General features: G+C 71.7%; 23 protein-coding genes. 9 read left to right on the forward strand and 14 right to left on the reverse strand.

Features of this window, described 5'->3' with window-relative positions; genetic code table 11:
* Positions 1–769, forward strand: a 769-nt coding sequence (locus ACLQ2R_RS28860) for a tetratricopeptide repeat protein (protein WP_425963962.1), incomplete at its 5' end; no start/stop codon positions are given.
* 152 nt (positions 770–921) lie between these two features.
* Positions 922–1572 (forward strand): HAD family hydrolase, encoded by a 651-nt coding sequence (locus tag ACLQ2R_RS28865; protein WP_425963964.1) that lies wholly within the window; start codon positions 922–924, stop codon positions 1570–1572.
* A gap of 598 nt (positions 1573–2170) precedes the next feature.
* Here the strand turns inward: ACLQ2R_RS28865 and ACLQ2R_RS28870 are convergent.
* From ACLQ2R_RS28870 to ACLQ2R_RS28885, 4 genes are all read right to left on the reverse strand, one after another.
* Positions 2171–3415, reverse strand: coding sequence for an RNA polymerase sigma factor (locus ACLQ2R_RS28870; RefSeq protein ID WP_425963965.1), 1245 nt, complete (start codon positions 3413–3415; stop codon positions 2171–2173).
* 53 nt (positions 3416–3468) lie between these two features.
* Positions 3469–3855 carry a YciI family protein gene (locus tag ACLQ2R_RS28875; RefSeq protein WP_425963966.1) on the reverse strand — a complete coding sequence of 129 codons (387 nt, stop codon included), beginning with the start codon at positions 3853–3855 and terminating at the stop codon, positions 3469–3471.
* A 181-nt stretch (positions 3856–4036) separates the two neighbouring features.
* Positions 4037–4903: an AraC family transcriptional regulator gene (locus tag ACLQ2R_RS28880; RefSeq protein ID WP_425963967.1), complete on the reverse strand. Its 867-nt coding sequence runs from the start codon at positions 4901–4903 to the stop codon at positions 4037–4039.
* A 171-nt stretch (positions 4904–5074) separates the two neighbouring features.
* Complete coding sequence (locus tag ACLQ2R_RS28885) at positions 5075–5923, reverse strand: phytanoyl-CoA dioxygenase family protein (RefSeq protein ID WP_425963968.1); 849 nt, start codon at positions 5921–5923, stop codon at positions 5075–5077.
* Between the two features lie 409 nt (positions 5924–6332).
* Between ACLQ2R_RS28885 and ACLQ2R_RS28890 the strand changes: the two genes are divergently transcribed.
* Complete coding sequence (locus ACLQ2R_RS28890; protein WP_425963970.1) at positions 6333–7880, forward strand: carboxylesterase/lipase family protein; 1548 nt, start codon at positions 6333–6335, stop codon at positions 7878–7880.
* Between the two features lie 59 nt (positions 7881–7939).
* Here ACLQ2R_RS28890 and ACLQ2R_RS28895 read toward each other — a convergent pair whose 3' ends face one another.
* On the reverse strand, positions 7940–9037 hold the full coding sequence (locus ACLQ2R_RS28895) for a hypothetical protein (RefSeq protein ID WP_425963972.1): 1098 nt from the start codon (positions 9035–9037) through the stop codon (positions 7940–7942).
* Positions 9038–9323: 286 nt separating this feature from the next.
* Between ACLQ2R_RS28895 and ACLQ2R_RS28900 the strand changes: the two genes are divergently transcribed.
* Both ACLQ2R_RS28900 and ACLQ2R_RS28905 read left to right on the forward strand, forming a co-directional pair.
* Complete coding sequence (locus tag ACLQ2R_RS28900; protein ID WP_425963974.1) at positions 9324–10628, forward strand: sensor histidine kinase; 1305 nt, start codon at positions 9324–9326, stop codon at positions 10626–10628.
* A 232-nt stretch (positions 10629–10860) separates the two neighbouring features.
* A complete protein-coding gene (locus tag ACLQ2R_RS28905) occupies positions 10861–11706 on the forward strand; it encodes a response regulator (protein ID WP_425963975.1) in 846 nt (281 codons plus the stop codon).
* A gap of 31 nt (positions 11707–11737) precedes the next feature.
* Here ACLQ2R_RS28905 and ACLQ2R_RS28910 read toward each other — a convergent pair whose 3' ends face one another.
* Together ACLQ2R_RS28910 and ACLQ2R_RS28915 are read right to left on the reverse strand one after the other, a co-directional pair.
* Positions 11738–12664, reverse strand: a complete 927-nt coding sequence (locus ACLQ2R_RS28910) for an oxidoreductase (RefSeq protein ID WP_425963977.1) — start codon at positions 12662–12664, stop codon at positions 11738–11740.
* Positions 12661–13143 (reverse strand): hypothetical protein, encoded by a 483-nt coding sequence (locus tag ACLQ2R_RS28915; RefSeq protein ID WP_425963978.1) that lies wholly within the window; start codon positions 13141–13143, stop codon positions 12661–12663. The genes ACLQ2R_RS28910 and ACLQ2R_RS28915 overlap by 4 nt, the downstream gene beginning before the upstream one ends.
* Positions 13144–13433: 290 nt before the next feature.
* Here ACLQ2R_RS28915 and ACLQ2R_RS28920 point away from each other — a divergent pair, with 290 nt between their 5' ends.
* A complete protein-coding gene (locus ACLQ2R_RS28920; protein ID WP_425964270.1) occupies positions 13434–14225 on the forward strand; it encodes a MerR family transcriptional regulator in 792 nt (263 codons plus the stop codon).
* Between the two features lie 79 nt (positions 14226–14304).
* On the opposite strand, the gene ACLQ2R_RS28925 is transcribed toward ACLQ2R_RS28920, so the two are convergent.
* Positions 14305–14682: a winged helix-turn-helix transcriptional regulator gene (locus ACLQ2R_RS28925; protein WP_425963979.1), complete on the reverse strand. Its 378-nt coding sequence runs from the start codon at positions 14680–14682 to the stop codon at positions 14305–14307.
* Positions 14683–14760: 78 nt separating this feature from the next.
* On the opposite strand from ACLQ2R_RS28925, the gene ACLQ2R_RS28930 reads away from it, so the two are divergent.
* Positions 14761–15402: an NADPH-dependent F420 reductase gene (locus tag ACLQ2R_RS28930; RefSeq protein ID WP_425963980.1), complete on the forward strand. Its 642-nt coding sequence runs from the start codon at positions 14761–14763 to the stop codon at positions 15400–15402.
* Between the two features lie 16 nt (positions 15403–15418).
* Here the strand turns inward: ACLQ2R_RS28930 and ACLQ2R_RS28935 are convergent, their stop codons facing one another.
* From ACLQ2R_RS28935 to ACLQ2R_RS28945, 3 genes are read right to left on the reverse strand one after another with little or no spacing between them, the layout of a single operon-like run.
* Positions 15419–15931: an NUDIX hydrolase gene (locus ACLQ2R_RS28935; RefSeq protein WP_425963982.1), complete on the reverse strand. Its 513-nt coding sequence runs from the start codon at positions 15929–15931 to the stop codon at positions 15419–15421.
* A 25-nt stretch (positions 15932–15956) separates the two neighbouring features.
* The gene (locus ACLQ2R_RS28940) at positions 15957–16265 is read right to left on the reverse strand and encodes a 4a-hydroxytetrahydrobiopterin dehydratase (protein ID WP_425963983.1); all 309 of its coding nucleotides are present in this window, start codon (positions 16263–16265) and stop codon (positions 15957–15959) included.
* Between the two features lie 16 nt (positions 16266–16281).
* Positions 16282–17415 (reverse strand): hypothetical protein, encoded by a 1134-nt coding sequence (locus tag ACLQ2R_RS28945; protein WP_425963984.1) that lies wholly within the window; start codon positions 17413–17415, stop codon positions 16282–16284.
* Between the two features lie 342 nt (positions 17416–17757).
* On the opposite strand from ACLQ2R_RS28945, the gene ACLQ2R_RS28950 reads away from it, so the two are divergent.
* Together ACLQ2R_RS28950 and ACLQ2R_RS28955 are read left to right on the forward strand one after the other, a co-directional pair.
* Entirely contained in the window at positions 17758–18312 is a 555-nt protein-coding gene (locus ACLQ2R_RS28950; RefSeq protein WP_425963985.1) for a hypothetical protein, read from the forward strand.
* Between the two features lie 29 nt (positions 18313–18341).
* Positions 18342–18758: a hypothetical protein gene (locus tag ACLQ2R_RS28955; protein ID WP_425963986.1), complete on the forward strand. Its 417-nt coding sequence runs from the start codon at positions 18342–18344 to the stop codon at positions 18756–18758.
* Between the two features lie 43 nt (positions 18759–18801).
* Here the strand turns inward: ACLQ2R_RS28955 and ACLQ2R_RS28960 are convergent, their stop codons facing one another.
* From ACLQ2R_RS28960 to ACLQ2R_RS28970, 3 genes are all read right to left on the reverse strand, one after another.
* The gene (locus ACLQ2R_RS28960) at positions 18802–22236 is read right to left on the reverse strand and encodes a hypothetical protein (RefSeq protein ID WP_425963987.1); all 3435 of its coding nucleotides are present in this window, start codon (positions 22234–22236) and stop codon (positions 18802–18804) included.
* A gap of 341 nt (positions 22237–22577) precedes the next feature.
* Positions 22578–24404 (reverse strand): ABC transporter ATP-binding protein, encoded by a 1827-nt coding sequence (locus tag ACLQ2R_RS28965; RefSeq protein ID WP_425963988.1) that lies wholly within the window; start codon positions 24402–24404, stop codon positions 22578–22580.
* Entirely contained in the window at positions 24404–26347 is a 1944-nt protein-coding gene (locus tag ACLQ2R_RS28970) for an ABC transporter ATP-binding protein (protein WP_425963989.1), read from the reverse strand. The genes ACLQ2R_RS28965 and ACLQ2R_RS28970 overlap by 1 nt, the downstream gene beginning before the upstream one ends.
* Between the last annotated feature and the right edge of the window lie 253 nt (positions 26348–26600).

Below are 26600 nucleotides of genomic sequence, written 5' to 3' on the forward strand. Positions count from 1 at the left end.
CCGGGATCTGGGTCGGCCGGGTGAGGCGGTGCCGCTGTTGGAGCGGGCGCTGGCCATCACCGAGGCCGCCTATGGCCGTGATCACCCCAGCGTCGCCATCGGGCTGGGTAACCTCGCGAGCAGCTTTCGGGATCTGGGGCGGCCGGGTGAGGCGGTGCCGCTGGAGCAGCGGGCGCTGGCCATCACCGAGGCCGCCTATGGCCCTCATCACCCCGACGTCGCCATTCGGCTGGGTAACCTCGCGGTCAGCTTTCGGGATCTGGGTTGGCCGGGTGAGGCGGTGCCGCTGTTGGAGCGGGCGCTGGCCATCACCGAGGCCGCCTATGGCCCCGATCACCCCACCGTCGCCACCTTGTTGGGTAACCTCGCGAACAGCTTCCGGGATCTGGATCGGCTGGGTGAGGCGGTGCCGTTAGAGCAGCGGGCGCTGACCATCACCGAGGCCGCCTATGGCCCTGATCACCCCAGCGTCGCCATTCGGCTGGGTAACCTCGCGAGCAGCTTCCATGCTTTGGGTCGGCCGGGTGAGGCGGTGCCCCTGTTGGAGCGGGCGCTGGCCATCACCGAGGCCGCCCGCGGCCTTGATCACCCCAGCGTCGCCATCGGGCTGGGTAACCTCGCGAGCAGCTTCCATGCTTTGGGTCGGCCGGGTGAGGCGGTGCCGCTGTTTGAGCGGGCGCTGGCCATCGCCGAGGCCGCCTATGGCCCTGCCCATCCCACTGCCGCCAGCCTACGAGGTGCTCTGTCCTATGTGATACATGCCAAGTAACTGCATCTTTCTAGAGCATGTATGAAATGATCAAGAGAGGTTAATCATTCCGTGTGCTGTACCAGCAGGTCAAAGCGGTAACATCGCCAAACGGTAATCGCTCCCCCTATGTGAGTATCCCAGGACCAGAAGTTTCCTCATAATGGGTTGTCGTGCGGCGACTTGCGCTCTTCGACCTGGACAACACACTCGTCAACCTGGATGAGGCGTTCCAGGTATGGGCCGAGGAGTTTGCCGAGGAATACGACTTGGAGCATGAGGCGGCTGACTGGTTGCTTTCTCTTGACCGGGCCGGCTACCCACATCGTGAGGTCTTCTTCACCAAGGTTCGTGACCGCTTCACCTTGCCCGAGCCGGTCGACGGGTTGTGGAATCGCTACCGCCAACGCATGCCCTACCTCGTCCACTGTCGACCCGAGGTGATGGACGGACTGTCTCGACTCCGCGCGTCGGGCTGGAAGGTGGCGATCGTCACTAACGGCACCGCGGACAACCAGCTCGGCAAGATCCACCGGACCGGACTGGCCGAGGCCGTCGACGCCTACGCGCTCTCAGGACTGGAAGGCATCCGTAAGCCCGACATCAGGCTGTTCGAGGTCGCGGCTCAACGCTGCGGTATGACTCTCGAAGGCGGGGGATGGATGGTCGGTGACAACCTCGTCGCCGACATCGGCGGAGGACAGGCAGCCGGACTACGTACCATCTGGATCGACCGAGGCACTTGGGCCGGCCATGACCACAGCGCGGATCATGTCGTCACCGACGTGCTTCAAGCCATGGAGATTCTGCACAGCGAGCGGTGATCGAGCGGCCGTGCCGCAGCCCGCGAGGAGTGCTGTACAGCAATCCTGTACAGCAACACCGCCTTACACGATCACACGCCACCGACCCGTATCTACCGTCTGATCAGGACGTGAGGCCGCCGACCTGGGACGTGCCGTTGACTCGTAATGAAGGGGTCTGGGGTTCGATTCCCCAAGGCGGCTCCCAGGTCAAAGGCCCTCCGGGATTATCCCGGAGGGCCTTTTTCGTGTCCGTACAGCAACGGAGTCAGCTGTTCAAAGGGCGGTTTGGTCATGGCTCTTGCTCGACAACTCGTTGATCAGGCGGGGCTCGTTCTGCACGCTCCCCGGGAGCCCCGGGTGCCGCGCACCGTTGACGGGATCGCTGAGGCCCTGCAAGGTGGCCGGCGGATGGCGTTCTACCGGGAACTCGGCACAGCACATCTGGATCAGGCGGAGACGGTCCTGCGTCGTTGGTGGTGTGAGGCGATGCTCGACACGGATCCCGAGGCCGACCGGATCCGTGAGGCCGCGCTGGAGGGCACCTTGCCCGTTGCAACGCTCGCTGATGTCCCTTGCTCGCCGAGGGCAGCAAGGGCTGTCCCCCGCGCCGGGGCAGTCAGTCCAGCGCGGCCGCCTTGCGGAGCAGCACCGAGCGTTCGCGCCGGTTGGCGCACAGCCGGGCGGCCAACTCCAGCTCGGCGCGCGCCTCCGGTCGCCGGTCGAGGCGGGCCAGCAGCTCCCCGCGTACGGTCGGGACCAGATGTGAGCCGGGGAGCCGGTTCGAGGCGATCAGCTCGTCCACGATGGCCAGGGCCCGCGCCGGACCCGAGGTCATGGCCACGGCGACGGCACGGTTGAGCTCGACCACCGGCGAGGGCGCGACCCGGCCGAGCACCTCGTAGAGCAGCACGATCCGGTCCCAGTCGGTCTCCTCGGCCGAGGGGGCCGACGCGTGGACGGCGGCGATCGCGGCCTGCAGGCCGTAGGGGCCGAGGCCGCGGGCCGATGACGCCCTGGCCAGCGCGGCCAGCCCCCGGCGGATCGCCGGGAGGTCCCACAGCCGCCGGTCCTGGTCCCCGAGCAGGATCGGTGTGCCGTCCGGGCCGGTCCTGGCCGGGAAGCGCGCGGCCGTCAGCTCGCACAACGCGAGCAGGCCGTGCACCTCCGGCTCGTCCGGCTGCAGCGCGGCCAGCGTGCGGGCCAGCCGGATCGCCTCGTACGCGACGTCGGGGCGCAGCAGCCGGTCGCCCGACGTGGCCGTCGACCCCTCGGTGAAGATCACGTAGAGGACGCTGAGCACGCCGCCCAGCCGTTCCCGGCGTTCGCCGACCGGGGGCAGCTCGAACGGCACCCCGGCCGCCGCGATCGTCTTCTTGCCCCGGGTGATGCGGGCCTGCACGGTCGGTACGGGGACCAGGAACGCGCGGGCGATCTCCTCGCTGGACAGGCCGCCGACCACGCGCAGGGTCAGCGCCACCCGGGCCTCGCGGGAGAGCACCGGGTGGCAGCTGACGAACATCAGCGCCAGGACGTCGTCGTCGATCCCGTCGGGGTCGATGTCCTGCTCGTTCGCGGGGTCGGCCGCCAGCAGGGCGTACCGGTCCTGGAGGGCGGTCCGGCGGCGGATCGCGTCGATCGCCCGCCGCCGGGCCGTGGCCATCAGCCAGCCGGCCGGATTGGCCGGGGAGGCGCGCGGCCACGACACCAGCGCCTCGGCCACCGCCTCCTGGGCCGCGTCCTCGGCCAGCCCGAAATCGCCGGTGAACCGGGTCAGCGCGGCGACGATCCGGGCGGACTCGATCCGCCAGACGGCCTCGACGTCGGCCGTCCCCATCAGGTCCGGCCGTCGGGCCGTCCCCATCAGGTCCGGCCGTCGGGCCGTCCCCGTCAGGTCGGGCCGTCTGGCCGTGCCCATCAGGTCCGGCCGTCGCTCTCGCCGCTCTGCGGGGCCTCGTCGGCCTCAGCCACCCGCCGGACCTCGATCTTGGACCCGCGGACCACCGGGACCCGCTTGGCCCACTCGACGGCCTCCTGCCTCGTGGCGACGTCGAGCATGAAGTAGCCGCCGAACAGTTCCCTGGTCTCGCCGTAGGGCCCGTCCGTGACCACCGGAGCCTCGCCGCCGAAGTCGACCACGGCACCCTGGCCAGGGTCGTCCAGCCCCTCGGCCGCGACGAGGACCCCGGCCTTCATCATGTCCTCGATGAACCGGTGGGTCCTGGACATCATCTCGTCGAGATCGGCCATCATGGCCGCGTTCGTCTCGTCGGTGCCCCGCATGATCAGCAGGTATTTCGACATCGTGTTCTCCTCGTCCGGCGGGGCCGCCTCTCGGTCCTCGCTCCCACACGTCGAACGAGCGGCCCGCCGATCGACACGGCTCCGGAGAAATCTCCCGCCGCGACGCGGCCTGTCCCGTCGGACCGTCTCCTGAGCGACGGCCGGTGCGGACGCCCTGCCGATGATAGGCGTGCCGTTCCGCTCAGCCGTGTTCGGGCTCCACCGGGAGCCACAGCTCGGCGTCGGCCTCGGTCCTGTCCGGCGACAGGCGGGTGCGCAGGATCTCAGGGCCGGTGCGGGTGCGGTACGGGTTCGACGGGAACCACTCGGTGAACACGTCCCGCCACAGTTCCTGGATGGCCCGCGGCACCGGCCCGGAGACGGTGAAGACCGCCCAGGTGCCGGCCGGGACGGCCAGCGTGGTCGTGCCCTCCGGAGCCGCCATGGAGGTGATCACGCCCTGGTGGTAGTCGAGGTCGGTGCCCTCGGCGCGGCTGGGGTCCAGGTCGTCGCAGATCGCGACGATGCCGTACGGCTCCTGGTCCGACAGCTTCTCCAGGCGCTCCAGGGTCCGCGGGTCGATCCCGCGGACGAAGTCGATGATCGCCTGGTTCGGTCCCGCGTGCACCAGCGGTATCCGGGTCCTGAGCCCGACGACGGTGAAGTCCGCCTTGTCCACGACGCGGTACCGCATGCTGCTGCTGCCCTCGACGACGAGGCGGAAGGCCATCCGCGACTGGGAGCTGAGCACGGCGCCGGTACGCCGCGCCTCGCCCGGTCCGATGCCGTGCATGGCACGGAACGCCCGCGCGAACGCCTCACCGGAGCCGTAGCCGTAGCGCACCGCGATCTCCAGCAGCGTCTCGCGTCCCGCGAGGACCTCGGCGCCCGCGAGGGTGAGCCGGCGGCGCCGGATGTACTCCGACAGCGGCATGCCCGCGAGCGCGGAGAACATCCTGCGCAGGTGGTACTCCGAGGTGGCCGCGATGCGCGCCAGCTCCTCCACCTCGAGGGCCTGGTCGAGATGGCACTCGATGTGCTCCATGGCCTGGTTCAGCCGTTCCAGCATGCCCCGGCCCCCCTTCCCCTCGGCGACCACCACGCTAGCGCTGTGATCGGGGGAGGTCGTGCGGTGGGGTTAAGGGGGCGTTCTCCGAGGCGGGGTGCCCTTCTCGCCGCGGACGCGGGCACGTTCGCGGCGTCGGGCGGACGGGCCGGTCGCACCCGACGGCCGGCAGGTCTACCCGGCGTCGCGGTCGGTGCCGTCGGTGCCGTCGGTGCCGTCGGTGTGGTCGGTGCGGTCGCCGTCCGGGCCGGGGGTGTCCTGTCCCAGGCCCCGGCGGATCGCGATCTCCACGGCCGAGTACGCGCCGTCGGCCCGCTCCAGCTCGTACGGCGCGGCCGGCATCAGCGGCGGCTGGGCCATGAAGCGCGGCCGTACCCCGTGGTGCGGCTGCGCCGCGTGCACCAGGAACGGATGGCACAGGAAGACGTCGCCGGGGGAGCCGGTGGCGAGGGCGAGCGGCCGGTGGTCGGACGCCGCCACCAGATCGGGCGCGAGGACCAGCCCGCTCGCCCCGTCCTCCCCGTACTTCTCCAGCACCTTCGGTACGTCGAGGTGTGAGCCGACCCGGATCCGGGTCGGGGCGTCCTGTTCACCGACCTCGCTGAACAGGAACAGCATCAGCAGCGCCCGGCCCTTGGAGCTCAGATTCGTGAAGTACCAGCTCTCGCCCTCCGGCAGATAGCTCCCCTCGATGTGCCAGCCCGCGTCGTTCGGCTCCTCCTCGTGCGGGAAACGCAGCGGGAACGTGCCCAGCGAGTAGCGCGGCTCCCAGCGTCCCGCGCCGACGAGCAGGTCGTACGCGTGGTGCAGGAACGGGGAGTTCGGTGCGGCGGCGAACGGCCCCTGCGCCAGGCCGGGCACCCAGTGCACGGGCTTCGTCCACGTCGCCGGATCGTCCGGGTCGCAGCCCGTCTCCCGCCACAGCAGCCGCGCGCAGTCCGCGGCCACGCGCGGCGCGACGGCGCCCTCCAGCTTCACGAAGCCGTCGCGGAGGAAGCGGGATACCAGGGTCGTGTCGTCCATGCCCCCATCGTGCGGCGACGGCGGCCCCGGCCGCCCGACATTTCCCGCACCGCCTTTGTCGGGTCTCCACCGAGCCCCTTCCCGCTCCGCCGGGACCGGATTTTCCGGTGTGCCGTCGCGTACGTGGTTCTGACCACGGTCCCGATCGGCCGAGCACGACGATCGGTCCGCTCGAGAAGCGGAAGACCGGTGTCCTCGTCACGATCCGCTGTTTTCCCGCAGGTCGCGGGACAAGGGCCGGACGGTCCCCGAGGGAGAAATGCGGCGTGCGGGGGAATCGTTTCAGGAAGGCATTCACACGTGATAGGTGGGACTTTCGGGCCCGTGTGGGCCGCCTTTTAAATGCTTTGCCCGTGGACGGCGCGCGCTGGGATGCTCGGTCGAGCCGGAACGGGAAGGAAACCGTGAAATGGCCGCAACTGCATCCAGTGAGTCGTTCGAGTCCGGGCCGGAGTTCGAGTCCGGGCCGGAGGTCCGCACCGAGGCCGGTGTCCTGCGCGGTGGCCGGGAGGCGGGCCTGGCGGTCTTCCGCGGCATCCCGTACGCCGAGCCGCCGGTCGGCCCCCTGCGTTTCGCCGCGCCGCGACCGGCGCGCGGCTGGGACGGGGTGCGCCCGGCGGTCGCCTACGGCCCGCCGCCCCCGCAGTCCGGTGTGCTCGGGGCGTCCCAGGACGACGCCGGCGACGGCTGGCTGACGGTCAACGTCTGGACACCGGAACCGGATCCGGCGTCGGGGCTCCCGGTGATGGTGTGGATCCCCGGCGGCGGCTACGCCATGGGCGACGCCGCTCTCCCGGAGTACGACGGCGCGCACCTGGCCGGGAGCGGGGTCGTGGTCGTGACCCTCAACTACCGCCTCGGCGTCGAGGGGTTCGCGCGGATCGACGGGGCCCCGGCCAACCGGGGGCTGCTCGACCAGGTCGCGGCCCTGCGGTGGGTGCGCGACAACATCCGCGCGTTCGGCGGTGACCCGGACCGGGTCACGGTCTTCGGGCAGTCGGCGGGCGGCGGATCGGTCGCCGCGCTGCTCGCCATGCCGCGCGCCGCCGGGCTCTTCCACCGGGCGGTCGCGCAGAGCGTGCCGGGGACGTTCTTCTCCCCCGAGCTGGCCGCCGACATCGCGGCCGACATCGGCGCCGAGCTGGGAGTACGGCCCACGGTGCCGGGCCTGTCGGCGGTGACTCCGGCCCGGTTGCTCGCCGCGGGTGACGCGATCTTCGCCGGGACGGCCCGGCGACGGGAGCGCTGGGGGCAGATCACCCACCGGCCGATCCCGTTCGCACCGGTCGTCGACGGTGACGTCCTGCCGGAGACCCCCTGGCGGGCGCTGGCTGGCGGCGCCGCCCGGGACGTGGCGCTTCTCGTCGGGCACACCCGTGACGAGCACCGGCTGTTCAGCCTGATCGACGGCGTGCTCGGCCAGGTCACGCGCGAGCAGGCCGAGACCGCCCTGCGCGTGCTCGCCCCCGGCGCGGACGGCGCGCACCGGTACCGGGAGGCGTTCCCCGCCGCGACCGACGAGGAACTGTACGAGCTGGTCAACGGGGACTGGTTGTTCCGCATGCCGAGCCTCCACCTCGCCGACGCGCAGCTCGCGGGCGGCGGCCGGGCCCACCTGTACGAGCTGACCTGGCCCGCCCCGGGACTGGGCGGTGTCCTCGGCGCCTGCCACGGCCTGGACGTGCCGCTCGTCTTCGGCAACCTGGGCAGCGGGCAGACCGCCGCACTGATCGGCGACCCGCCCTCCCCGGAGGCGGAGGAGCTGTCCGCGCTGGTCCGCGGGGCGTGGACGGCGTTCGCCGCTCACGGCGACCCGGGCTGGCCCGCGTACGACACCGGCCACCGTCTCGCGCGGCTCTTCGACACGCCGTCGACGGTCGCCGCCTACCCGGAGGAGACCTCGCGGCTGCTGTGGCGGGACCACGCCTTCCCGGCCCTGCCGCTGCTCACGCGGTGAAAGGAGGGGAGAGGCCGGAGGCTTGAGTGCCTCCGGCCTCTCCCTTCCTCGTCCCGAGGTCACGGCCGGGCCGTCGTGGCCCCGCGGAGGCGCCGCGCGGCGAGGGCGAGGATCACGACGGCGACCAGCGCGAACAGTATGTTGCCGGTGCGGGCGACGACCGGATCGGTCGTACCGGCGATGGGTGTCAGGAAGAAGCTCGACCACGCGTAGGCGACGACGGCCCCCGACGCGGCGGCGAAGACGTGCGCCGGTCCCCACTCTCGCCGGCGGCCGTACCACCGGAGCGCGGCCACCGCCGCGACCTCGACCGTCAGGCAGACGACGACGCTCACCCAGCCGCTCAGCTGCTCGGCGCTCTGCCGGACGACGCTCGTCACCACCAGCGAACCGGCGAGGACGAGCACGGGTGACGGGACGAAGCCGGGCAGGGGGGACGGGGCGGAGCCGGGCGTGCGGGACGGCACGGCGCGCGGCCGGACGGCGAACGCGGCGAGGACGAGCACCACGGCCGTCACCGCGGTCGCGATCATCTGGGACGCGGAGGGACGGAACACCGGCACCCCGGCCCCCGCACCCGCCGTGTAGAACGTCCCGGCCCAGTAGAGCGCGACGGTGAGCAGGAACACCACCGAGGTGACCACCAGGCCGCGGGTACGCAGCCACGGCACCCGTGCCCGGTCCGGGAACAGGGTCTCGGCGAGTGCGATTGGCGTGCAGATGCTCCAGATGACGTGCAGCGACAGCACGTAGACCGTCCAGTGCGCCCCCATGCCCAGGAAGGGCAGGGGCGCCTCGTCGAGCAGGCGGTAGCCGGCGAAGTCCGGGTTGAACAAGGACATCGTGGCGAAGCCCTCCTCCAGCACGCCGAAGGCCCCCGCCAGCAACGCGATGGCAGGCCAGCCCCGGCCGGTGCGCCGCGCCAGTTCGCGGATGAGCAGCGCCCCGCAGCCGTACAGCGGGACGAGGACCACCACGACGCCCACGGCGGTCAGCGCGATGTCGCCGAGCAGCAACTCCGCCACGAACGGGGAGAGCAACAGCAGGGAGACGATCGGTGCCCACAGCCGTCGTTTCGGCTTCGGCCTGTCGCCGGTCGGAGCCGAAACGGCGGTGGTGGACGGGACGGGATCGGGGAAAGGCGCGTTCTTCGACATTCGATGTCCTTTGGGAAGGTGTTTCGCGACGATGAGGGCGGTGAATCGACCTGTGCGCGATCGCAGACGGACGCCGGGGGCGTCGACGCCGTTGAATTTCCGGATTCCGTACGGACAATGGACAATCTATTCATCGACATCCCTGTACGTCCCGCAACCGAGTTGCGTCGTACGTCGCCGAGGTTGCGTGTTCGCCGGCGCGGTTCCCGGCCGCACGTGTTCGCCGGCCCGGTTTCCGGCTTCGCGACGGGGTGACGGCATCTCCTGGCGGGGAAGGTGCGCGGTCATGACAGCACGATCGACACTCGCCGGCGGCCGCGGTGCCGGGTGGGCGGGACATGTCGTGGTGTTCATCATCATCGTGGCCTACGCGTGCCTGCAGGTGCTGCTCCACGCCGGGGGGCAGCGGACGTCCGGAGCGCTGGGACCGGCGGCGGAACTGGTGTTCAACCTCGTCGTCGACGGGCTCCTGCTGTTCGCGCTGAGCCGTCCGCGGACGGTCGGTGTCCTCGTCGTCCTCGGCGCGGTGATCGCACGGGTCGCCGATCTGGCCGCCCCCGGGTTGCTGATCTCCACCGACCCGCTCTTCGCGGGCTCGGTGCCACTGGCGACGCCCGTCGCGGTGTGGATCCTGGTCTACCTGCGGGCCACGCCCACGGCGTTCGCCTGCGTCGGCGCGCTGGTGCTGCTGAACGTCCAGCCGTGGGCACCGACCTGGACCGGCCTCTACGCCGGTGTGGTCTACGCCGTGCTGCCCGCCGTGATCGCGATGTACGTGCGGGCGCGGGCGAGCCTGCTGAGCTCGCTGCGCGAGCGGGTCGAGATCGCCGAACGCGAACGGCATCTGCTCAACGAGCGGGCCATCGTGGCCGAACGCCAGCACCTGGCCGCCGAGATGCACGACGTCGTCACCCATCACGTCACCGAGATCGTCCTGCACGCCGGAGCCCTGCGGACGTCGACCGACGACGAGGCCGTCAGGGCGGCGGCGGGACGGATCGGGGACCTCGGCTCCCGGACCATGGTCGAACTGCGGGACCTCATCGGCGTCATGCGGAGCGGCGAGCGGGCCGCACCGGCAGGGGGAGCCTGTGACGGGGGCTGCCGCCGTCCGGGGTGTGACGGGGACTGCCGCCGGACGGCGCGGAGCACGGACGACAGGGGAGGGGACCTGGCCGAGCTGACCGGCTCCGCCGGGGCGTCGCTGCGCGTCGGAGGCGATCCCGGTACGGCGTCCCCGGTGATCTCCCGTGCCGCGTACCGGGTGGTGCAGGAGGCGCTGACCAACGTCCGCAAACACGCCCCGGGGGCCCGGGTGAGCGTCGACCTGCGTCACAGTCCCGAGGCGGTGCGCATCGAGATCCTCAACACCGCGCCCACCGGGCCCGCCGATCCGTCGCTGGTGGCCAGCGGATCGGGTGCGGGGCTGGCGGGCCTGCGGCGCCGGGTGTCCCTGCTCGGCGGCACCCTGCGGAGCGGGCCCACCGAGCAGGGCGGGTACCTGGTCACGGCGGACCTACCGGCGCTCGTCCCCACCGAGGAGCACCACGAGCGCGAGGGATCGGCCTCCCCGGCCCCGTCCCCGCCGTGAGTCCTCACGCGGGCCGCGAGTTTCCGCGCTCGTGTCCCCTGCGAGTTCCCGTGTGAGGGATGGGTTTTCACGCGCTCGCGCCCGTCGTGGGTTCCCGTTCGAGCGATGGCCTTCGTGCGATGGCCTTCGAGCGATGGCCTTCGTGCGCTCGCCTCCGCCGTGAGCCCGGTGCGGGCGGCGGAACTTCTTCCGGCCTCTCGGCGCGCCCGGCGCGGATATATACGCTTGGGACATGACCACCCCCCGGCGGGCCGGGCCGCCGGAAGACACCGGCCTGACCGACGTCGGCGACCATGGCGACGGCAGCGACCATGGCGACGGCAGTGGCCGGGCCGACGGCATCGGCCATGCCGGTGTCGGCGGTGGCGACCGGCCCGGCGGCACCGGCGCGGCGACGGTGATCAGAGTCCTGCTCGTCGACGACGACCCGATGGTCCTCGGTCATCTGCGGACCATCCTGGGGTCGTCCGCCGAGATCGACATCGTCGGCGCGGCGCACGACGGGGCCGAGGCCGTCGAGGAGGTGCTGCGCGGCCGCCCCGACGTGGTGCTGATGGACATCAGGATGCCCGGTGTCGACGGTGTCACCGCCACCAGGGAGATCAACAGGCTGTCCCGCCCGCCCGCCGTCGTGGCACTGACCACCTTCGACTCGGACGACCACGTGCTGGAGGCGCTGGAGGCGGGCGCGGTCGGCTTCCTGGTGAAGACGACACCCCCCGAGGACCTGCTCGGTCTGGTCAAGGTGGTCGCGGGCGGGCACAGCGTACTGTCGCCCGTGGCCGCGCGACACCTGCTGGAGCGGTCGGCCCGCGCGGCGGACGGCAGGGAGGCCGCGCTCGGCAGGATCGCCGTGCTGAACGACCGGGAGCGCCACCTGCTGGGCCTGGTCGGGCGGGGCCTGACGAACCGGGAGATCGCCGAGGACCGCTTCCTGTCCGAGACGACGGTCAAGAGCTACGTCTCCCGGCTGCTGGCCAAGCTCGGGCTGGCCAACCGGGCCAACGCGGTGCTCCTCGCGCACGAGGCCGGCCTGGTGGACGACCCCGGCGTGCGGGGCGGCCCGTCTCCCGGATGACGGGCCGCCCCCGCCGGACCGCCCTGAGGAGTCAGGCGAGCTCGTCCAGCCCGGCGATGTCGTCCTCGCTCAGCCGCAGCCCGGTCGCGGCGACGTTCTCCTCCAGGTGGGCGACGGAGGAGGTCCCCGGGATGGCGAAGGTGACCGGGGAGCGGGCCAGCAGCCACGCGAGCATCACCTGGGCGCGGCTCGCGCCGTGACGTCCGGCGATGTCGTCCACGGTCCGTTCCTGCTCCGGGGTGGGGGCCATGCCGGGCGGGGCCTGTGACGTGTCGAGGCCGGGCCTGAGCATGCCCGCGGCGAGGGGGAAGTACGGGACGAAGGCGATCCGGTGCTCCTCACAGGCGGCCAGGACGTCGGAGCAGCCCCGGTCGAGGAGGTGGAAGCGGTTCTGCACCGCGGTCACGGGGGCCAGCTCACGGGCCTCGGCGAGCTGGGCGACGGTGACCCCGCTGAGCCCGAGGTGCCGGATGAGGCCGCGCTTGCGCAGCTCGGCGAGCGTGGCGAAGGACTCCGCGAAGGGGGTGTCGTCGGGGAAGAGCATGCCGTCGCCGCCGACCCGCAGGTAGACCAGGTCGAGGCGGGCCCGGCCGAGCCGGGAGAGGTTCTCCTCGACCTGGTCGCGCAGGTCGGCCGGTGTGGCGGCCGCGTTCCAGCCGCGCCATTCGTCCCGGACGACCCCCACCTTGGTGGCGATCACCAGGTCGTCGGGATAGGGGTGGAGGGCCTCGCGGATGAGGTCGTTGGCCACGTGCGGGCCGTAGAAGTCGCTGGTGTCGATGTGGGTGACGCCGAGCTCGGCCGCCCGGCGCAGGACGGCGCGGGCCGCCACCGGGTCCCGGGGCGGCCCCCAGGCGCCGAGGCCGGGAAGCTGCATGGCCCCGTAGCCGAGACGGCTGACGGCCGGCCCGTCTCCCAGGGGGAGAAGGCCGCCGGGGGCGGTGTGTTCGCTGGTCATGTGTGATCTTCCCTGGTGATGACCGGCGCGCGGGCGGCGAGCCGGGCGCGGACGGAGGCGACGGTGATGCCGGGAGGAAGGCGTTCGAGCTTGCCGCGGCTGGCCAGGTCGTGAACGCCCTGGCGGGTGATGCCGAGCATGTCCGCGGCCACGGCCACGGGGACGGCGACGGCGGCGCTGGGATGCCCCGCCCGCAGGAGCACGGCCTGGCCGAAGGGGGTGCCCCACCACCCGGTCGGCGGGTCGAACGGGGCGTCCCCGGGGTACAGGGCGCTCACCAGGCGGATCGCGGTGTACGCCGCGGCCTGGTCGTCCGGGCCCAGCAGCGTCCCGGCCCATGCGCGGGCCTGCGACGCCAGCCGGTCCCGCATCAGGTCCGCCGTGCCGAAGAGGATATCGAGCGGGTCGAGCAGCCGGTTGCCGACGAGCCTCTCCAGATCGTCCGCGAGCGCGTCGCGCGCCTCCGTCCAGGTGGTCATGGTCCCTCCCTTACTTGACGTTCGTCGTCAAGTAGTATGGCCGAGCATCGACTACTTGACGTCGTACGTCAAGTAGCTTCCGTCCACGACGGCGGGCGGTGGCCGAGCGCGGTTCGCCAGGAGCTCCGCAACCGCGGTCGACGGGCGGACGAACGAGCATCACGTGACGTGTGGCCGCTCGACATCTCGGCGACGGCTCCAGCCCCCGGCGCCGGCCGTTCGATCCGGCTTGACTCTGCCGTCGCGTCAACATCTACCGTCGTGAACAGGCCGGAAGATCCGGCACGGTGATGAGGGGAACGGACGGGCAGGCCATGGCGTGGTCGATCGCACAGGTGGCGCGGATGTCGGGAGTGACGTCCAGGACCCTGCGCCACTACGACGAGATCGGGCTGCTGGCGCCCGCCCGGGTCGGCGGGAACGGTTACCGCCACTACGAGGAGGCTCAGCTGCTGCGGTTGCAGCAGATCCTCCTCCTGCGGCGGCTCGACCTCGGTCTCACCGAGATCAGGGAGATCGTCGACCGGCAGACCGACCCCGTGGCCGCGCTGCGCGAGCACCACCGGCGACTGCTGGGGGAGCGCGACCGGCTGGACGCGGTGGTCCGCGTGGTGGAGCGCACCATCACCGAACTTCAGGAGAGCACGGAAAGGGGAGGCATGTCCAAGATCAACAGACCGGAGAACCTGTTCGAGGGGTTCGACGGGGCGCGGTACGGCGCGGAGGCTCGTGAGCGCTGGCCGGGGCACTGGGAGCGGGCCGGGCAGCAGGAGCTGCTGGACACCGCGACCCCGGAGGAGATCGACCGCATGGGGCGGGAGGCGACGGCGGCGATGGTGCGGCTGGCCGAGCTCATGACGGCCGGCACGCCCGTCGACGACCCCGCGGTCCTCGCCGAGCTCGACGTCCACTACCGGGAGACGACCCGCTTCTGGACGCCGACCGCGGCGGAGTACGCGCACCTGGGGCGGATGCAGGTCGACGAGGAGCTGTTCAGGGTGAACTACGAACGGATCGCCGAGGGGCTGGCCGCGTACATGCGTGACGCCATGGTCGCGTACGCGGACACCAGGCTGAGCTGAGCCTCGCCGGCGAAAGTCGGGGGAGCCGCGGATCCCCCGGCCTGTTTTCCGGGTACGGGCCCCGGCGCGGCCGTCCTCGTCAGCCGTCGTGCCCGCGTCCCGCGGTCGCCTCCGCGCGTTCCTGGGCCGCCATGACCTCGTCCCCGTGCTCGAAGGCCCACCCGCCGAACGCCTCGATCGGCTCCAGCAGCGTCCGCCCCAGCGGGGTGAGCTCGTACTCGACACGCGGTGGTGAGCCGGGGTGCGCGCTGCGCCGTACGAGGCCGTTGAACTCGAGCCGCCGCAGCGTCTCGGTGAGGACCTTGGGACTGATGCCGCCGATCCGCTCCCGCAGCCGTCCCGGCCGGGAGGGACCGTCGCGCAGCGCCCACACCACCACGGAGTTCCAGGTGTTGGCGAGCAGGTCGAAGGCGAGCCGGGCACGGCAGTCGGCGAGGAACATCTGCTGAACGGTCACGTACCGAATGGTGCCCGAGCGGTTCCCTAATGTCGTCCTGAATCCGGCAGCAAGGACATCCAAGGGAGCGTGAACGGGATGAGGATCGGAATTCTCGGTACGGGTGGCATGGCGAACGCGCTGGGCGAACGGTGGGCGCGCGCCGGACACGCCGTACTCGTGGGAGGGCGGGACGCCGGTCGCGCGACCGCGCTGGCTGGCAGGATCGGCGGCCTGGCGGGCACCCTTCCGGAGGCGGTCGCGCACGGCACCGACGCCGTGCTGCTCGCGGTGCCCCACGCGGCCGCGGACGGCGTGGTGTCCGGGCTCTCCGGCGCGCTGGAGGGACGAACGCTGATCGACTGCACGAACCCGGTGGGGCCGGGCTTCGTCCTGGAGACCCGGGGCGGTCCCTCCGCGGCCGAACGCGTCGCGGCCGCCGCACCCGGCGCGCGCGTCGTCAAGGCGTTCAACCTCTGTCACGAGAGCGTGTGGCGCATGACCCCGCCCGTCTTCGACGGCCGACCCCTGGCGGTCCCGCTCTGCGGCGACGACGCGACGGCCCTCGACACGGTACGACGGCTGGTGCGCGACCTCGGCTGCGAGCCGTTCGACGGGGGAGGGCTCGCCCGCGCGGGCCTGCTGGAGGCGACGGCCGCGTTCCTGATCGGCCTGTGGGTGGGCGAGGGGGTGGACGCCCAGGCCATCGCACCACCACTGGAGTACGCGGGGACCCGCTAGGCGTCGCCGGGGCTTTCTAGACGAGAAGGTCCGGATGGTGCCAGGGGAGGGTGACGGGCTCGTCGGGGATGTCACCGGCGAGCAGGCGTTCCAGCAGGCCGACCAGGCCGAACGGGATCACCTGCTCGTCGGTGGCGCGCAGCTCGGGCAGGGACCACCAGCGGAAACCGTCGATCAGCGACCGCTCGTGGTCCTCCATGCCGGAGTCGTCGACCTCCAGTTCCCGGCCGTGCAGGAAGAAGAAGGACTCGCGGGAGAAGAACAACCGGCCGTCGGGGTGACGCCAGTGCCCCTCGGCGGCGGCCACGACGTTCCCGAGCTCCTCGGGCCGCACCGAGTGCCCGGTCTCCTCGCGCAGCTCTCGCGCCGCGGCGTGGTTCAGGGACTCGCCGTCGTTGATGCCGCCGCCCGGGGTGAACCACGAGTGCTCGGCCGCGTCCGTCATCCTCAGCCCGCGATAGAGCAGGATTCGATCCTCACCGTCGACCAACAGGATGCGCGCGGACGGCCGCATGGTCACTTCGGGCATATCGGTGATCATAGGTCGCGTACGATCAGACCGCTTCGGCACCGTGGCCGGTGGCGATCGCATCGATGTGGCGGGCGAGCTCGAAGTCCTTGGCCGTGAGACGGTTCCCGGCGTCGTGAGTGGTGATGACGAACCGGATCCGCTGCCACGTGATGTGGACGTCGGGGTGGTGTCCGACCTCGCGCGCCTTGGCCGCGACGTACGCGGCCAGATGTACGCACTCGTGATAGGTGTGCTTGAAGGTACGGGCGATCGCGTGATCCTCACGCTCCCACCCCGGCACCTCGGCCAGGCGGGCGGCGATCTCCGCTTCGGACAGCGGCTGAGGGGTCATCGGCGTCTCCAGTAGATCAGGCGAACCTGGAAATGATCTCAGTCAACTCCCGGCCGGGCACGGTGTCCGCCCAGGCGGCCGCTCGGCGCGCAATGGCCTTGAACTCCTGACGTAGTCTCACCGATCCGGTGCCATCGACGATCGACGCGGTAATGGATGCGATCTGAACCACTCGCTCGGGCTCAGGGATCGCGGCCAGAGCACCCGCCTGTCGTGCCCAGAACACACCGTTGTCGCGCCGGGCCGACTCCGGCGCGGTGCCGAGAAGCTCGTCCCAGAGTGCGACTGCCTCTCGATAAGCACCCAGCCGCAGATAGGCGGTCGCCCGCTGGACATGGACGTACCCCAGCGTGCGTCGGCAGGCGTTGCCCCAGGGGTGGTCGTCATCGACCCGATCCACGAGCTGGGCCGCTTGATCCAGCAGCCGGTCCACCAGTTTCTTGTCCCTGGCCGGCAGCATCGAATGGCCATGCGCTTGGTGAACCAGGGCGAGTATCCGTACCTTCGGACACAGCTTGCTTTCATCGATCGAAGCGGCTTCGGCATAGTCAACGACGGTACGGCCGTCTTCCAGGTCGATCGCGAGCATCGCCTTGTTCGTGAGGGCATAGCTGATGAGTTGTGGATCATGAGAACGGTGGGCCATATCCAAGGCGATGGTCCGCCAGGTCCTCGCTTGATCGGTGTCACCGGCATCTTGGTAAAGCCAACCAAGTAATGCCGTATATGCGACACCAGCGCCCAATAAGTCGCGACGCACCGGTGCGTCGGCCGCGTGAGCGAGTTCCTTGATGAGCTGCGCCTGAGTCGTGACGGTCAGGATCAGGTGGCGAGGGCCGAGCCACATGTCGGCCTTGTAGTGGCCGGGAAGCTGCTCCAGGAAGTACGTGACGAGCTCCGGGGCTACGGGGCCTTGGCGGGAAGGGTAAGGAGCGAGGTCGATCACCCCGGGTTCGATTCCCAAGATGCCTTGCCGCGTCGGCTCCTTCGCACCGAAAAGATCATCTTCAGTAACATCGAAGGCTGTTGCGTAGGCGGTGGTCCAGTCACGGGGAAAATGCTTTCCCCTCTCCCAGTCTCGGATCTGCCGAGCCAGAGAATCGACAGATCCATGATCATAACCAGCGGCACGGATGAGCTGACGCGCCATCGCGCATTTGTTCCAGCCGTGTGCTTCCCGCTGGGCCTGTAGTCGCGCGGCCCACTCTGGTCGCTGTTGCCGGGTCACCGCTGCACCACCCGATCGGAGTACCCGGAGACTTCATGTCTCCGGGTTGTTCTCCGCCATTCTCCACCTCCCGCTACGGAGCGCGCACGACTTCACTAACAGGGTGGCCGCCACATAAAGACGGACCCGTCCGGCGCTTGCGACGTCCGGACGGATCCTTGATCAGGAAGGCTCTCCTGACCCATGAACAACTTTAATGCTCCGGTTCTCGACCGTTCTACGCCGACCGATTGCTACTGCTTCAGAGACGCGCCGCCTCTGCCGATGGGGTGTGCCGTCTGTGGGCACGCTCCCTACGCGCACGGCTGCCCCGGCCAGGCCGCCGATCACGAGTACGCGCAGCCGTCCGGCGAGCTGATGGCCGAGCGTCTCGACGCGCGCCGTCGGCTCGGCCTCGGCCGGACCCTGCCGACGTTCGAACCCGCCCACGAGGTCAGCGCGCGGTCGACGCCCGTACCCGCATCCCGCCACACCGACCCCGAGGCGGCGCCGTCGCGCACCCGGCCCGCCGGACGTACGGACACCCGGCGCCCGGCAATGTCCGGCGGCGTCCGTCCGTACCGGCCGGTCGAGACACGGGCCGACCGCGCGCTCCGCCTGACCCTCGCCCGCGACCCCCTCACCCGACGACGAGCCCGTACCGTGGCCCACGCCCTTCACCCGGTTGGCCGGCCACCGCTCACCCTGCTGCCGGTCCCGTCCGAGCACCGGCATCGGGTCCTCCGGCCGGGGCTCGCCGTCGCCCCCGGCCGGAGTCATCTCCGGGACACCTCTCCGCCCGGACGGTACGAGCCCTACCGACAGGAGATCGCGGCATGAACGCGGCCCCGCGGCAGGGTGAGACACCCATGAGCAGGCGCGGCGGCGGACTTCCTTCCCATGCGCACGCCGCCGCGCCGTCGATCCCCATGCGCGACGAGGCGCACCGGCCCGCAGCCCTGGGCCGGGCCGAGGAACTGGTCGCCGCGCTGGCCCGTCACGACATCGCGGCCGATGTCCATGAGCTGGCCTCCGGCCGGGTGGCGGTGTCGGTCTACTACGGACTGGTGGTCCACACCGACGGTGAGGAGTTCCGCTGGACCTGCCCCGGGCTCACCTCTCAGGACAGCCTGAGGGCCGTCTTGGAGACGACCACGACCGTCGCGACCGAACGGCTCGTCGAGCACTACCGGATCCTGCGGGCCCGCCCGCTCACCGACGTGCTGGGCAGCGAGCTGCCGCTGCTGGCCGACGTCATCACGGCCGATCATGTCGTCCCGCGATGACACCCCCGCGGCCCGAGTCGTCGAGCGGGTACAGCGCCCGGTGTCATGTCCCGCCGGGGGTGATCCCGTATCGCCGGAGTCGTTCGGCCTCGCCGGTCCGGCCCAGTTGCTCCAGCAGGCGTGTCGCCTGCCGGAGGGCGCCGGGCACTCCCAGTTCGGCGGCGCGCAGGTGGACGAGGACCGCCTCGTCCGGGCGGCCGAGCTCGCACAGCAGGACAGCCGACCAGGTCAGGGCCTCCAGGTCGCCCGCCTCGGTACGCGCGTCCAGCCAGGTGATCGCCTCCTCCGCGCGGCCCGTCTCGCGCATCAGGTCCACCGCGTGCCACAGGGCCGCTCCGTCGCCGTCCTCGGCGCGGGAGCGCAGCCAGGTGACGGCCTCCCCGGCCCGGCCCGCCTGGTGGAGCAGCGCGGTGAGCCGCCCGAGGGCGTCGCGGTCGCCGTCGCGGGCACGGTCGCGCAGCCAGATGACGGCCTCCTCGGTCCGCCCGGACTCCTGGAGCAGCTCGACCGCCTTCCACAGGGCGTCCTCGTCGCCGCTCTCGGCGCGGGAGCGCAGCCAGGTGACGGCCTCCCCGGTCCGGCCCGCCCGCTGGAGCACCTCGATCATCCGCCAGCCGGCGTCGGTGTTCCCGGCCTCCGCGGCGCGGCGGTAGGCGGCCAGGGCCTCGCCGGTCCGGCCCGTCCGCTCCAGCAGTTCGACCATTCCCCAGCCTTCACCGACGTGGCCGGTCTCGGCGGCGCGGCGGTAGGCGGCCAGTGCCTCCTCCCACCGGCCCTGACCGTGGAGCAGGACGGCCATCGGCCAGTGGGCGCCGGCGTTCCCCGCCTCGGCGGCACGCCTGTGGGCGGCGATCGCCTCCGTGGTCCGTCCCGCCTCGCTCAGGAAGGAGGGCACCAGCTCGGCGGCGTGCCGGTCGCCGTCCCTGGCGCGCTCGGCCAGCCAGGTCACGGCCTCCTCGGTCCGGCCGGTGTGCCGCAGCAACCGGGCCGTCTGCTGGAGCGCGAGGCTGTCGCCGGTCCGCGCGCGGGCACGGAGCCAGGCGATCGCGCGGTCCGTCTGCCCGGTCTGCCGCAGGAGGCCGACCGCCCGCCAGTAGGCGTAGGTGTCCCCGTTCCGCGCCCGGCCGGTCAGCCAGCCGACCGCCTCCTCGGTACGCCCCTCCCGTCCGAGCAGCTCGACCAGCTCCGAGGTGGCGCGGTGGTCGCCGTGCTCGGCACGGGTCCGCAGCCAGGTGACGGCCTCTTCGGCCCGGCCCGCCTCCGCCAGCAGCCGGACCGCCTGCCCCAGGGCGCGGCGATCGCCGCCCTCGGCGAGATCCCGTGTACGGGCGATCGCCTCGTCGGTGCGTCCCGCCTCCACCAGCAGGGCGACGGCCTGTTCGTGGGCGTTCCGGTCACCCGCCCCGGCGGCGCGCAGGTAGGCGGCGATCGCCTCCCGCCGGCGGCCCGTCCTGTGCAGCAGGGACGCCAGCCATCCCGGATCGTCGAGGTTCCCGACCCCGGCCGATCGCCGGTAGACGTCGAGGGCCTGCTCGGGGTGGCCCGCCCGGTCCAGCAGGGCCGCCGTCCAGCCGAGCAGGCCGGCGTCGGCGGCGGGGTCCCGCGTCCGGGCGACGGCCTCGCCGATCCGTCCCGCCTCCACCAGCAGGGCGATCACCTCTCGGAGCGCGTCGGCGTCCCCGGCCTCCGCGGCGCGCCGGTAGGCGGCGATCACCTCCTCGTGGTGCCTGACGTCGTGCAGCAGGGGGGCGATCCGTCGGAGGACGCGGGCGTCGTCCAGCCCGTCGTGGGCCCGCAGCCAGGCGAGCGTCTCGCCGGCCCGGCCCGCCTCCGTCAGCAGGGCGATCGCGTACCGTGGCGCCTCCGGATCTCCCGCGACGGTGGCCACCCCGTACAGCCGCAGGGCGTGACGGTGCAGGCCCCGGGCGTGGGCCTGTACGGCGACGGGCAGGTGGTCCCCGGGCGCGCAGTGCGGGATCAGCGCGTCCCACACGAACGCGGGAACGGGACGCGTGCGGCGGACGGTGCGGCCGAACTGCTCCAGGTGGTCGGCCAGCCGGTAGCGGGCCGGTACGCCGGGAAGGGACCGGGCCGGGGCGAGAGGGCCGCCGACCCCTCGATGGGGCGCGCAGGCGTGGGCCACGGCCCGGTCGAACCAGTCCTCGGGCAGCGGCTCGCGCTCGGGACCTGTCAGGTAGCCGGGTGCGGCGGCCCTGAGCAGGGCGTCGGGCAGAACCGGGCCGTGACCCGCGCGCCGTGAGTCCACGGCCGCCTCGATCAGGGCCCTGACCGGCGCGGGCGCGTCGCGGTAGCGCTCCACCAGGGCGGGCGCGCCGGCGAGGTACTGGGCGATCCGGCCGTCACGGGCCTCGGTGTACGCGCGCGCCAGCCGCGGATCGTGTCTCCCGGACGCGCGTACCGCCGCCAGGGAGCGTCCGGGGAAGCGGCTGGGAACGTGGACGGCGGTGCCGGTCAGCAGCGCCCGCGCCCTGGCGTGGGGGTCGGCGGGGGTGCGGCCGGGCTCACGGGTGAAGCCGTCCGTGACGGGATCGTCCGCGGCGGGGACGGCACGACCGGAAAGGGGGGCGGCGTGGCCGGAGGGACAGCTGGGATCGGCGGGGTCGGCGGGGCCGTCGGGGACGGCTGTCAGGGCGGCCCAGTACTCCGGCCAGATCGTGCCCAGCACCAGGACGGGTCCGCGTTCCGGGTCGCGCAGCAGGGTCCGCAGGGCGGAGGCGACCCGCTCCCCCCGCCCGTCGGGGGTGAGCAGGTGGAACTGCGACTCGTCGAGCCACACGACGGTCCTCGGTACGACGAGGGCCAGGGCGTCGGCGGTCGCCTCGGGACGGACCGGATCGGCCGGCCTCCACAGTCGCCACCCGCCGGGCAGCAGCCGTACGGCCTCCCAGCAGGTCCGTGTCTTGCCGGTGCAGGAGTCGCCGACCAGCATCGCCATGCCGCTGTGCCCGGCCACGGCCCGCCGTACCAGGGCGACGATGTCCTCGTCGTGGCGGCGCGGCACGTAGGCGGGCAGCCCCGGTGGGCCGGCACCTCCGGCTCCCGGGTCGATCGACGGGTGCACCCCGAGCGCGAACGGGTCGGTCAGCGAGCTGACCGGCACCCCGGCGGCGAGGGTCTGGCGACTGCGCGCCCACAACTCGCGAGCCCGTCCGGCCGTCGTGCCCGGGTCCCGCCCGGCCAGGCGGGCCAGGACGGTGACGACGGCGGTCAGGTCGGCCTGGCCGGGCGGGGGCCGGGACGAGGCCAGCAGGCGGTGCACGGTCTCGGCCTCCGGAGCGGCGGTGAGGCCGTCGTCGGCGAGGATCGTGGCGGCGATCGTGCCGGGGGAGGGCGCGCCGGCCTCCACGTACAGCTCGTACAGCAGATCCTTGAGCTCGCGCAGCGGTCCCGGGGGGATTCGCGGCCGAGTGATCGGGGGCGGCCCTCGTCTGACCCGGCCGCTCTCGTCGCCGCTCATCGCACCATCATCACCCCATATGAAGGGCAGGAAAGGATGAAATCAAGAATTTCAACCTGAAAAGCTATCTCGTCCTGATTTAGGACTTTATTAAATAATATTGACGCCATTTTTCCGTGTTTACGGATGCCGGGGACGGGGGCACGAGGGATCCCGGGCCAGGCCGATGACGCCCGCGCACGGCCGCTGGCGTTCACGCGTGACACGCGTAACCGGTGACGGTCCGCACAGCCGGCAACGGTCACGCGTGGTCGGTCACTGTTACGTGTGGCCGGTGGCGTTCACGCGCGACCGGCCACGGTCAGGCGGAGCCGGTGGTGTTCACACGGCACCGGTCACGGTCACGCGGAGCCCGCGACGGAGACGAACCCGGAGCCGGGGCGGTAGTCGGGGGACTGGTGCCGGAAGTAGGTGTTGTAGACCTGGCAGTAGGGCCCTCCCCCGGCCAGCAGCGTGGCGTGGTCGCCCTCCTCGACGATCCGGCCGTGATCCAGCACGATGATCCGGTCCACGTGCTCGATCGTGGACAGCCGATGGGCGATGACGATGGAGGTACGGTCGGCCAGCACCCGGTCCAGCCCTTCCTGGATCTGGGCCTCGGTCAGCGGGTCGACGCTGGCGGTGGCCTCGTCCAGGACCACGATCGCCGGATCCTGGACGAGCAGGCGGGCCAGCGCGACGAGCTGGCGCTGCCCCATGGACAGGGCGCGGCCGTACTCGCCGACGTCGGTCCGCAGGCCGTCGGCGAGCGCGTCGATCCAGTCACCGCCGCCGACCGCCGTGGCGGCGGCCAGCACCTCGTCGTCGCTCGCCCCCGGCCTCGGGTAGCGGATGTTGTCGGCGACGGTCCCGCTGAACAGGAACGGCGCCTGCGGGACCGCGCCGATCTGCCGCCGGTACCCGGCGAGGTCCAGCGTGCGGACGTCACGTCCGTCGATCGTCAGCAGGCCCTCCTGGAACTCGTAGAACCGGGTGATCAGCTTGCTGAGCGTGGACTTGCCCGCACCGGTGTGGCCGACCAGCGCGACGCTCTCCCCCGCCTCGATGACGAGGTCGAAGTCCCGCAGGACGGTGCTGTCGGCCTCGTAGCCGAACGTGACCCCGCGGAACTCGATACGGCCCGCGATCCTGCCGACCGGCAGCGCGTCGGTCTGCACGACCCGGGGCGGCGCGTCGATCAGGGCGAAGACCCGCTCGGAGGCGGACAGGCCCTGCTGGAACTGGGACCAGAACGCGGCGATGGAGGTGAGCGGAAGCCAGAAGAGCGCGACACTCTGCAGGAAGAGGTACCAGTCGCCGGCGGTCAGGCCTCCGCCGAGCGCCCGGGTGCCGCCCAGCTGGACGAGCGCGACCGTGGCCAGCCCGGCGACGAGGAAGAGCACGGGGAAGATGCTGGAGAAGACGAAACCCTGCCGGAGCGTCACCTGGTAGCTCTGCTCGTTGATGGGGCGGAACTCGTCGTAGACCCGCTGCTCCTGGCGGAAGTTCTTGGCGACGGTGATCCCGCCCATGGTCTCCTGCAGGGTGGCGTTCACGCGGCTCAGCGAGCGTTGTGCCCTGCGGGTGCTGGTGCGGGCGATCCGCCGGAACAGCAGGGCGACACCGACCACGACGGGCACCACGATGAGGGTCAGCAGGGCGAGCTCGACGCTGCGCACGAAGAGCAGGATCGCGACGAAGCCCACCATCAGCACCTGGCTGATCAGGTCCATCGTGAGGGTGACGACGGTGGCGAAGTCGTCGGTGTCGGAGGTGACCCGGCTGACGATCCTGCCCGAGGGGGTCTCGTCGTAGAACGACAGGTCACGCTTCAGGACGGCGTCGAACGCGTCCTCGCGCAGGCGCAGCACGACGTCGCCGGTGACCTTCGCGCTGTACCACTGGCGGACGAAGTTGAACAGCCAGCCGAGCACCCCGGCGAGCAGCAGGCCCGCGCTGAGCCGCAGGCCGACGTCGGCGATCGTGCCGCTCTCGATGCCGTCCACGCCCTCGCTGATCAGCAGCGGCATGGCCGCCTGGGTCAGCGAGAACAACACGACCATGACCGCGACCAGGACCATCGCGCCCAGCTTCGGCCGGAAGTAGGACAGGATCCGGTGGAAGAGCTCGCGGTCGCTGTAGGTGCGGTCGTAGTCCTCGGCGTCGAGGCCGTCCATGATGAAGCCCATCAGGCGTTCCCTCCCTGCTCGCTCGCGAGGACCACGGCCGGCACGGCCGGCCCGGGGGACCCGCCGGGCCCGTCCTGATCGGACGGGGCGGGCCCGTCCGGCCTTCCGAACTCCCCGGATCTCCCGGGCTCCGCGGTCGTGGTGCCCGGCAGGTCCACCTCGTCGTAGTGGGCGAAGATCCGCCGGTAGAGACGGCTCCGGGCGAGCAGCTCGTCGTGCGTGCCGAAGTCGACCAGCTCGCCCCGGCGCAGCAGCAGGACCTTGTCCGCCCAGCGGATCTGGGAGAGGCGATGCGTGATCAGGAGCGTGGTGCGCCCCTCCTGGACGCGGTCGATGGCCTGCTGGATCCTGTCCTCCGTGGCGGAGTCGATCGCGCTCGTCGAGTCGTCGAGCACGAGGATCGCCGGATTCGTCAGCAGGGCCCGCGCGATGGCCAGGCGCTGGCGCTGGCCGCCGGAGAGGGTGATGCCGCGCTCCCCGATGACCGTGTCGTAGCCGTCGTCGAGCTCGCCGATGAACTCGGCGGCCTGCGCCTCCTCGGCCGCGTGGACGACGGCCTCCCGGTCCGCCCGCTGGCCCAGCCCGAAGGCGATGTTCTCGGCCACCGACCGGGAGAACAGCACGATGTCCTGCTCGATGGTGGAGATCTGGGAACGCAGCGAGTCCAGCTCCCACTCGCGTACGTCCACGCCGTCCACCAGGATCCGGCCGGCGGTGGCGTCGTAGATCCGGGGCACCAGCTTCGCCAGCGTGCTCTTGCCCGAGCCGGTCTCGCCGACGATCGCCACGGTCTCGCCCGGCCGCACGGCGAACGTCACGTCGCGCAGCACCGGATCGCCGTCCTCGTAGCCGAACGTCACGTTCTCGAAGACGATCGACCCGCCGATCGGCGCGGCGTGACCGTCGGAGCGCTGCCCGAGCTCGGTCTCGGTGTTCATGATGCCGAGGATCCGGCGGGAGGACACGATGCCGATCTGCACCAGCGAGAAGCTGAAGATCGAGATCGAGGTCGGGAAGCCCAGCATGCCCATCAGTCCCATGAAGGCGACCAGCTCGCCGATCGTGAGGGCGCCCGAGGACTGCAGGTGCAGGCCGTGCCAGAGCGCCCCGGCCATCGCGAAGGCGAAGAGCAGGTTCGGCAGGTAGCGGGCCTGGACCAGGCCGCCTGCCGCGAAGGAGTCGCGGTAGCGCCGGGCGCGGGTCCGGAACCTGCGCCGCTCCTGGTCCTCCTGCGCGGTGACCTTGATGACCTCGATGCCGCGTACGGCCTCGTTCAGCCCGGCGTTGAGATCGCCGAACTCCTCCCGCATGCGGGTCGCCACCGGGTTGAGCCGCCCCATGTAGTGCCGGAGCGCGATGACGAAGACGACCGCGAAGACGCCGGGCGCCAGCAGCAGGCGCGGATCGATGGCGGCGATGAAGAACAGCGGCACCAGGCCGGTCAGGCCGGAGTCGACGATCAGGTCGACACCCGGATTGATCATGGTGGAGAGCTGCCGGATGTCGTTGGCCGCCCGCGCCATCAGGTCGCCGACCCGCTGCCTGTTGTGGAAGGTCTGGCTCTTGCCGAGCAGGCTGACGTAGAGCTCGTCGCGGGCGTCGCGCTCCAGGCGCTTGGCCAGGATCTCGCCGGACAGGCGCGCGACGACGTCGAAGGCGCCCCTGGCCAGCACGATCGCCAGCAGGGTCAGCGAGATCAGGCCCAGCGCCCGCGCGGCCGCCCCGGCGTCCACGCCACCCCCGCCGCCCTTCAGCACGGTGTCGAAGGCGGTGCCGGTGAGGCCGGGGACCAGGGCGTTGAGCACGACCATGACCAGGGAGGAACCGAGGAACCCGACGAGCTGGAGCGGATGGCGCCGGACGTGGGACCAGATCCACCGCACCGGCCCCCGCCTGTCGTACGGGAGGCCGGAGACGGAGAACTCCGAGCTGCTGCTGGCCACGGCTTGGCTCCCGGACGGGTCGAGAATGGGGGTCGGACCTGCTTTCTATCACCGGCCCCCGACGATTTCCCATCGGGTTTCCCTCCCCCCACCCGCCCACGGACCTCGCCAAACGCCGCGTTCCCGCTGCTCACGGCCTCTTTTCCCGGTCAGGCAGGAGAGGGGTCCACGCCACCGGCGGCAGCGGGGCCCCGGCCGGACCGCACCTCTCGCGGGTGCGCCTCGGTACGGGCTCATCGAGGGATGGCGGCTG

The organism is Streptosporangium sp. DT93 (assembly GCF_049844535.1).
In the GTDB taxonomy this organism is placed as follows: Bacteria; Actinomycetota; Actinomycetes; order Streptosporangiales; family Streptosporangiaceae; genus Streptosporangium.

Coding starts and splice junctions, on each gene's coding strand:
- ACLQ2R_RS28870 (WP_425963965.1), bottom strand. CDS start 3,415: ATGGGGACGGCCCGACGGCCGGACCTGATGGGGACGGCCGACGTCGAG.
- ACLQ2R_RS28875 (WP_425963966.1), bottom strand. CDS start 3,855: ATGTCGAAATACCTGCTGATCATGCGGGGCACCGACGAGACGAACGCG.
- ACLQ2R_RS28880 (WP_425963967.1), bottom strand. CDS start 4,903: ATGCTGGAACGGCTGAACCAGGCCATGGAGCACATCGAGTGCCATCTC.
- ACLQ2R_RS28885 (WP_425963968.1), bottom strand. CDS start 5,923: ATGGACGACACGACCCTGGTATCCCGCTTCCTCCGCGACGGCTTCGTG.
- ACLQ2R_RS28890 (WP_425963970.1), top strand. CDS start 6,333: ATGGCCGCAACTGCATCCAGTGAGTCGTTCGAGTCCGGGCCGGAGTTC.
- ACLQ2R_RS28895 (WP_425963972.1), bottom strand. CDS start 9,037: ATGTCGAAGAACGCGCCTTTCCCCGATCCCGTCCCGTCCACCACCGCC.
- ACLQ2R_RS28900 (WP_425963974.1), top strand. CDS start 9,324: ATGACAGCACGATCGACACTCGCCGGCGGCCGCGGTGCCGGGTGGGCG.
- ACLQ2R_RS28905 (WP_425963975.1), top strand. CDS start 10,861: ATGACCACCCCCCGGCGGGCCGGGCCGCCGGAAGACACCGGCCTGACC.
- ACLQ2R_RS28910 (WP_425963977.1), bottom strand. CDS start 12,664: ATGACCAGCGAACACACCGCCCCCGGCGGCCTTCTCCCCCTGGGAGAC.
- ACLQ2R_RS28915 (WP_425963978.1), bottom strand. CDS start 13,143: ATGACCACCTGGACGGAGGCGCGCGACGCGCTCGCGGACGATCTGGAG.
- ACLQ2R_RS28920 (WP_425964270.1), top strand. CDS start 13,434: ATGAGGGGAACGGACGGGCAGGCCATGGCGTGGTCGATCGCACAGGTG.
- ACLQ2R_RS28930 (WP_425963980.1), top strand. CDS start 14,761: ATGAGGATCGGAATTCTCGGTACGGGTGGCATGGCGAACGCGCTGGGC.
- ACLQ2R_RS28935 (WP_425963982.1), bottom strand. CDS start 15,931: ATGCCCGAAGTGACCATGCGGCCGTCCGCGCGCATCCTGTTGGTCGAC.
- ACLQ2R_RS28940 (WP_425963983.1), bottom strand. CDS start 16,265: ATGACCCCTCAGCCGCTGTCCGAAGCGGAGATCGCCGCCCGCCTGGCC.
- ACLQ2R_RS28945 (WP_425963984.1), bottom strand. CDS start 17,415: ATGGCGCGTCAGCTCATCCGTGCCGCTGGTTATGATCATGGATCTGTC.
- ACLQ2R_RS28950 (WP_425963985.1), top strand. CDS start 17,758: ATGGGGTGTGCCGTCTGTGGGCACGCTCCCTACGCGCACGGCTGCCCC.
- ACLQ2R_RS28955 (WP_425963986.1), top strand. CDS start 18,342: ATGAGCAGGCGCGGCGGCGGACTTCCTTCCCATGCGCACGCCGCCGCG.
- ACLQ2R_RS28960 (WP_425963987.1), bottom strand. CDS start 22,236: ATGAGCGGCGACGAGAGCGGCCGGGTCAGACGAGGGCCGCCCCCGATC.
- ACLQ2R_RS28965 (WP_425963988.1), bottom strand. CDS start 24,404: ATGGGCTTCATCATGGACGGCCTCGACGCCGAGGACTACGACCGCACC.